7 protein-coding genes are annotated in these 6,518 nt (G+C 64.0%); 6 read left to right on the top strand and 1 reads right to left on the bottom strand.

What is annotated here, in order from left to right; all coding sequences use genetic code 11:
* The 3 genes from V6M39_RS11860 to V6M39_RS11850 form a co-directional block, all read left to right on the top strand.
* A partial coding sequence (locus V6M39_RS11860; RefSeq protein ID WP_332644028.1) for a 4Fe-4S dicluster domain-containing protein occupies positions 1 to 421 on the top strand: 421 nt, incomplete at its 5' end.
* 66 nt (positions 422 to 487) lie between these two features.
* Entirely contained in the window at positions 488 to 898 is a 411-nt protein-coding gene (locus tag V6M39_RS11855) for a MarR family winged helix-turn-helix transcriptional regulator (protein WP_332644027.1), read from the top strand.
* Positions 895 to 2,166 carry an MFS transporter gene (locus V6M39_RS11850; RefSeq protein ID WP_332644026.1) on the top strand — a complete coding sequence of 424 codons (1,272 nt, stop codon included), beginning with the start codon at positions 895 to 897 and terminating at the stop codon, positions 2,164 to 2,166. Before V6M39_RS11855 ends, V6M39_RS11850 begins: the two co-directional genes overlap by 4 nt.
* Here the strand turns inward: V6M39_RS11850 and V6M39_RS11845 are convergent.
* Positions 2,116 to 2,484 carry a hypothetical protein gene (locus V6M39_RS11845; RefSeq protein WP_332644025.1) on the bottom strand — a complete coding sequence of 123 codons (369 nt, stop codon included), beginning with the start codon at positions 2,482 to 2,484 and terminating at the stop codon, positions 2,116 to 2,118. The genes V6M39_RS11850 and V6M39_RS11845 overlap by 51 nt on opposite strands.
* Positions 2,485 to 2,561: 77 nt before the next feature.
* Here V6M39_RS11845 and V6M39_RS11840 point away from each other — a divergent pair, with 77 nt between their 5' ends.
* The 3 genes from V6M39_RS11840 (at position 2,562) to V6M39_RS11830 (ending at position 6,506) form a co-directional block, all read left to right on the top strand.
* The gene (locus V6M39_RS11840; protein WP_332644024.1) at positions 2,562 to 3,728 is read left to right on the top strand and encodes an amidohydrolase; all 1,167 of its coding nucleotides are present in this window, start codon (positions 2,562 to 2,564) and stop codon (positions 3,726 to 3,728) included.
* A gap of 137 nt (positions 3,729 to 3,865) precedes the next feature.
* Positions 3,866 to 4,912, top strand: coding sequence for a BMP family lipoprotein (locus V6M39_RS11835; protein WP_332644023.1), 1,047 nt, complete (start codon positions 3,866 to 3,868; stop codon positions 4,910 to 4,912).
* A gap of 76 nt (positions 4,913 to 4,988) precedes the next feature.
* Positions 4,989 to 6,506, top strand: coding sequence for an ABC transporter ATP-binding protein (locus V6M39_RS11830; RefSeq protein WP_332644022.1), 1,518 nt, complete (start codon positions 4,989 to 4,991; stop codon positions 6,504 to 6,506).
* The last annotated feature ends 12 nt before the right edge of the window (positions 6,507 to 6,518 follow it).

The raw sequence follows: 6,518 nt of genomic DNA, 5'->3' as shown, positions 1-6,518 counted from the left end.
GGTCCGCGCATTCGTACCGCCGGAGGGCCTCAAGCCGGGCGAGTACCGCATGCAGCAGGTCGACGTCGAGCGCTCGCAGGAGTTCCGCAAGTGCATCGAGTGCTTCCTGTGCCAGGACACCTGTCACGTGCTGCGTGACCACGAGGAGAACAAGCCGGCCTTCTCGGGCCCACGTTTCCTCATGCGCGTTGCCGAGCTCGACATGCACCCGCTGGATGCCGCTGCCGAACAGGGCGTCAACCGCAAGGCTGCTGCGCAGGACGACCACGGCCTGGGCTTCTGCAACATCACGAAGTGCTGCACCGAGGTCTGCCCCGAGCACATCAAGATCACGGACAACGCACTCATCCCGCTCAAGGAACGTGTCGTCGACCTGAAGTTCGACCCGATGATCCGTCGCAAGAAGAAGACCAAGGCCTGATCTGCCGCTCGATCCGTCCTCGAGCGAGGATTTTAGTTAGCCAAGGTAATAAGTTATGCTAACTATATGCCGAACGACTCTCAACGCCTTGCGCGCGCGGTTGCGCGACTCAACCGTCGGCTCCGCCAGGAGCGTCAGACTGACCTGACCGCGACCCAGCTGTCGGTGCTGGGCTCGATCATGAAGCTCGGACCGGCGACGCCCAGCGCGATCGCCGCTCACGAGCGCGTACAACCGCCCTCGGTCACCCGCATACTCAACTGCCTCGTAGACGAGGGCCTGGTCTCCCGGGATCCGCACCCCGACGACGGTCGACAGGTGCTCATTTCCCTGTCGGACAAGGGCGAGGACGTGCTCGCCGAGGAGCGCGCCCGACGCGACGAGTGGCTGGCGCATCGGCTGGCCGACCTCACGGCCGACGAGCGAGCGGTGCTTCGCCAGGCAGCAGACCTGCTGGAAGGACTGGCGTCTGCGTGAGCCCCACCTTCCGCGCGCTTCGCGTGCGTAACTACCGCATCTACGCGATCGGCTCGTTCATCTCCAACATCGGCACATGGATGCAGAACACGGCCCAGGCGTGGCTGGTGCTGGTGCTCACGGGAAGCGGTTCTGCACTTGGCATCACGGTGGCACTGCAACTATTGCCGACGCTCCTGCTCTCGCCGATCGGCGGTGTCATCGCCGATCAGTTCCCCAAGCGAACCGTGCTGCGAATCATGCAGGTCGGCATGGCTGTTCCGGCCGCAATCCTTGGTGTCCTTGCCGTCACCGGAGTCGTGCAGGCCTGGCACGTGTACGTGCTCGCGTTTGTCTTCGGCATCGGACGCGCCCTCGAGGCGCCGGCACGTCAGGCATTCGTGGCCGAGATGGTGGGCCGCGAGGATCTCGGTAATGCAGTGGCACTCAACTCGGCATCGTTCAACGCTGGTCGACTGATCGGTCCTGGCGTCGCTGGGATGCTCATCGCGGCGTTCGGTGCGGGTGTCGTGGGAACGGGCTGGGTGATCGTACTCAATGCCGCCAGCTACGCAGCCGCGTTCCTTGCCCTCCAGGTGATGGACGTGAAGCGCCTGACACCGACGGCGCTGATCTCCAGACGGTCTCGAGCAGTTCGAGAGGGCATCGCGTACGTCCGTACCCGACCCGACCTCGTTCTGGTGTTGGCGTGCGTCCTGTGCCTGGGCGGATTCGGCATGAACTTCCAGATCACCAGCGCCCTGATGGCGACCGACGAATTCGGCAAGGGTGCTCAGGAGTTCGGCATTCTCGGCTCGGTACTGGCGGTCGGCTCGTTCTTCGGCGCGCTCCTTGCTGCCCGGCGCGCGCGGCCTCGCCTTCGGCTTGTCGTCGGCGGGGGAATGCTGTTCGCAGTCCTCCAGACTGTCTCGGGCCTGATGCCGACGTTCACGACGTACGCGTTGGTGCTTCCCCTGCTCGGGCTCAGTGTCCTGACGGTCATCACGAGTGCCAACGCGCTGGTGCAGTTGACCTCCGCGCCGGAGATGCGGGGTCGGGTCGCCTCGATCTTCTTGATGCTGGCGATCGGCAGCGTGCCCTTGACTGCGCCGATCGTGGGATGGCTCGGTGAGGAGTTCGGCGCACGCGTCGCGCTCGTCTCGACGGGAGTCGCCACAGGGCTAGGTATTGGCCTCGCTGCTATCTGGTTCCTGCGGCAGCGTGACCGCACCGGGAAGTCAGTCGCCGGAGGCGATGGCAGCTTTGAGCTTGGACAGCTTGTCGGCTGAGATGCCGCCCCGCGCATGCAGCTCTTCGAGCACCTTGATCCGGTCAGTAGGATCGGCGGGAGCTTCGGTGAGCTGGCCGAGCTGACCGTTCATGATCTGCCGCAGGGTGATCGTGCCGTCCGTGGGAGTGGACTTCAGCGTGGCTGCAGGGATCGGCTTGTCGAGCACGAACCTCGACAGGCCGCCGAACAGTCCGCCGATGACGCGACCCAGGACGATGCGGGCAACCACCGACAGGACGAATCCGCCGATCGGCACGAGCACAGCGATGATCGCCAGTCCCTTCGCGCCGTCGAATAGATCAAGGATCCCGTCCATGGCCGGAAGCTATCCAGATCTGTCCACGCGGCAGAGCATTTTGGGTCAATGGAAGGTGGCAGCGATATCCTGAGCGGATGCGTCTTGCAGAATCGCTTACCCGCTCGATTGAGGTCGTCACGCCCGACCTCATCGAAGTGCGTCGTGACCTGCACGCGTTTCCCGAGCTGTCGTGGCACGAAGAACGTACGACGGATGTCGTCGCGTCGTGGATGGACAAGCTCGGAATTCCCTACGAACGATTCGAAGGCACTGGACTGATGGCCGAGGTCGGGCCTGACGAAGGACCAATCGTCGCCCTGCGCGCCGACCTCGATGCACTGCCGGTCGAGGACACGTCACAGGATCCGTGGAAGTCCAGCGCTCACGGCGTCTCGCACTCCTGCGGACACGATGTTCACGTTGCATCGCTGCTTGGGGCAAGTGTCGCGCTCGCAGAAGCCAATGCCGTCGAGCCGCTTCCCGTACGCGTCCGCCTGATCTTCCAGCCGGCCGAGGAGACCATGCCCGGTGGCGCGCTCAAGGTGCTCGCCGCTGGTGCCCTCAAGGGTGTGAGCCGAGTGTTCGCGCTGCATTGCGATCCTTCACTCGACGTCGGTCACGTTGGCCTGCGTGAAGGACCGATCACCGGCGCCTCCGACCGCATCCATGTCGTCCTCAGCGGCCGTGGCGGTCACACCTCGCGACCGCATCTCACCGAAGACCTCACCTACGCGCTTGGAAGCCTCGTCACGCAGCTCCCTGCAGTTCTGTCGCGTCGCTTTGATCCGCGGGCCGGCGCCAGCATGGTGTGGGGAAGCATCCACTCCGGCAACGCCGCCAATGTCATCCCGTCGACCGGCGAGCTGACCGGCACGCTGCGCATGCTCGACGCTGCGGCATGGCACCAGGCCGAGCACCTCGTGCGCGGGCTGATCAGTGACATCATCGAACCGTTCGGGGTGAGTGCCGACGTCACCTACGTACGCGGCGTACCGCCGGTCGTCAACGACTTCCGGGCGACCGAAGTCCTGCGTCAGGCCGTGACCGAGGCTGTGGGTCCGAGCGCGGTCGCAACAACAACCCAGAGCCTCGGCGGTGAGGACTTTGCCTGGTACGTCGAAGCTGTGCCCGGTGCGATGGGACGACTTGGCACACGTACGCCCGACGGTCCGACATACGACCTCCATCAGGGCAATTTTCGAGTCGACGAGCGCGCCATCGCGATAGGGGCGAAGGTCCTCGCTTGCGCCGCAGTGACCTGATTTCTTTCAGCCGGAGGTTACAAATCGGTATCGACTCCGCCAATATCTCTGAGCCCCTGCCGAACCGACTAATCGCGCACTAGGGTCGAACGGTGCCGGGGTCCCGGCTCTCGTACCAAGGAGGAATTTTGCGTCGATTGACGAAGGCCACCGCTATTGCCGGTGTCGCCGCACTCGTGCTCGCTGGAGCAGGCTGCGGAAAGAACAGTGACGGCGACGATGACACGTCGTCGAAGGGCGACTGCGTCAAGGTCGACCCTGACAAGAAGGTCGGCATGGCGTTCGACGTCGGCGGACGCGGCGACCAGTCGTTCAACGACTCGGCAGCCAAGGGCCTCGACAAGGCCGCCTGTGACCTCGGTTTCTCCGCCAAGACGGCTGAAGCTCAGGACGGCGAGGCCGAGTCGGCTCGTGAAGGCCGCCTGCAGCAGCTCGTCGATGCCGGTTACAACCCCGTGATCGCCGTGGGCTTCGCCTACTCGGCATCCGTCGCCAAGGTCGCCAAGGCAAACCCTGACGTCAACTTCGCCATCGTCGATGACGGAGTCGAGGGCAAGAACATCGCCAACCTGCTGTTCGCAGAGGAGCAGGGTTCGTTCCTGGTCGGTGCTGCTGCCGCACTCAAGTCCGAGAAGGACCACGTCGGCTTCATCGGTGGTGTGGAAGTTCCGCTGATCCAGAAGTTCCAGGCTGGCTTCGAGGCTGGCGCCAAGGCCGTCAATCCCGACATCAAGGTTGACGTTCGCTACCTGACGCAGCCGCCGGACTTCAGCGGCTTCGGTGACCCGGCCAAGGGCAAGACTGCGGCAGAGGGCATCTACGACGGTGGCGCCGACATCATCTACGCAGCTGCTGGTGGCTCAGGCGGCGGCGTGTTCGAGGCAGCCACGGCCGCCAAGACCAAGGCGATCGGTGTTGACTCCGACCAGGCACTCACCGCTGATGACTCGGTCAAGGACGTCATCATGACGTCGATGCTCAAGAACATCGACGTTGCGGTGTTCGCGTTCCTTGAGGCAGTCGACGGCGGCAACGTCCCGACTGGTCCGACCACGTACGACCTCAAGGTCGACGGTGTTGGCTACTCCACTACCGGTGGAGCGGTCGACGACATCAAGGAAAAGCTCGACGAGTACAAGCAGCAGATCATCGACGGAACCATCAAGGTTCCGACGGCACCCTGATCTACTGACGTGGCCCGGGTCCTCGCGTAGCGTGTGGACCCGGGCCACTGCCGTCTCCCTGACCAGAGGTGAATTTGTGAACAGCACCATCACCAGCCAGGACATCGTGGTCCGGCTGCGCGACATCGGTAAGACCTTCCCCGGCGTGGTCGCCAACCATGACGTCAACATCGACCTGCGTGCCGGAACCGTCCACGCCATCGTGGGTGAGAACGGTGCAGGCAAGTCGACGCTCATGAAGATCCTCTACGGCGTCCAGAAGCCTGATTCCGGGACGATCGAGGTCAATGGCAAACAGGTCACCCTGTTGTCGCCAGCCGATGCGATCGCTGCCGGTGTCGGAATGGTGTTTCAGCACTTCATGCTCGCCGACAACCTCACGGTGCTCGAGAACGTCGTGCTCGGTGCCGAGAAGATGCACGGTATCGGTGACGGTGCCCGCAAACGCATTGCCGAGATCTCGAAGTCATACGGTCTTGACTTAGATCCGGATGTGCTCGTGGAGGATCTCGGCGTCGGTGCCCGCCAGCGCGTCGAGATTCTCAAGGTCCTCTATCGCGGCGCCAAGATCATCATTCTCGACGAACCCACTTCCGTACTTGTCCCACAGGAGGTCGACGAGCTGTTCGACAATCTGCGGGACCTCAAGGCAGAGGGCCTCGCCGTCATCTTCATCTCGCACAAGCTCGATGAAGTTCTGTCGGTCGCCGACGAGGTGACCGTCATCCGCCGCGGCGCGACGATCGACACTGTCGACGCCAAGTCGGTCAACTCACGCCAGCTCGCCGAGATGATGGTCGGCTCCGAGCTGCCCAACCCGAGCACCGAGACGTCGACAGTGACAGATCGTGTGGTGCTCGAGGTCAAGGACATGAACCTTCCTGGTCCCAGTCGCGCACTTTTGACCGACATCAGCCTGACAATCCACGCTGGCGAGATCCTTGGGATCGCCGGGGTCGAGGGCAACGGTCAGGCCGAGCTCGTCGAGTCGATTATGGGAATTCGTCATGGCGCCACGGGTGTCGTGGCGCTGGGCGGGCGAGACCTCTCGCACGCGTCGACGCGCGATCGCCGCGAAGCCGGCATCGGCTACATCCCCGAGGATCGACAGCGCCACGGACTGCTGCTTGACGCGCCGCTGTGGGAGAACCGGATCCTCGGCCACCAGACTCGCGAGCCCAACGTCAACGGGCCGCTGATCGATCGAGCCGCGGCGCGCAAGGACACCCAGCGCATCATCGAGGAGTACGACGTACGCACGCCCGGCATCGACGTGCTCGCCCGCGCACTCTCAGGGGGCAATCAGCAGAAGCTCATCGTGGGTCGCGAGATGGCGAGCGACCCGGTGCTGCTGATCGCATCCCACCCGACGCGCGGCGTCGACGTCGGCGCCCAGGCCGCCATCTGGAGCCACATCAAGCGCGCTCGACGCGATGGGCTCGCCGTGTTGCTGATATCCGCCGACCTCGACGAGCTGATCGGGCTCTCCGACACGATCCGGGTCATCCTCCGCGGCAAGCTCGTCGGCGAGTTCGACCCCGCGACAGTGACGCCAGCAATGCTTGGCTCGGCCATGACAGGAGCGGATGCATGAGCGAGCGACTGC

It is taken from the genome of Aeromicrobium sp., from assembly GCF_036675695.1.
Taxonomy (GTDB): domain Bacteria; phylum Actinomycetota; class Actinomycetes; order Propionibacteriales; family Nocardioidaceae; genus Aeromicrobium.
Note: the sequence above shows the minus strand (reverse complement) of the source record. Positions and strands in the feature narration are given on the sequence as shown.

What these genes read in the sequence shown, in the direction of transcription:
- V6M39_RS11855 (WP_332644027.1), top strand. Translation starts at nt 488, where the DNA reads ATGCCGAACGACTCTCAACGCCTTGCGCGCGCGGTTGCGCGACTCAAC.
- V6M39_RS11845 (WP_332644025.1), bottom strand. Translation starts at nt 2,484, where the DNA reads ATGGACGGGATCCTTGATCTATTCGACGGCGCGAAGGGACTGGCGATC.
- V6M39_RS11840 (WP_332644024.1), top strand. Translation starts at nt 2,562, where the DNA reads ATGCGTCTTGCAGAATCGCTTACCCGCTCGATTGAGGTCGTCACGCCC.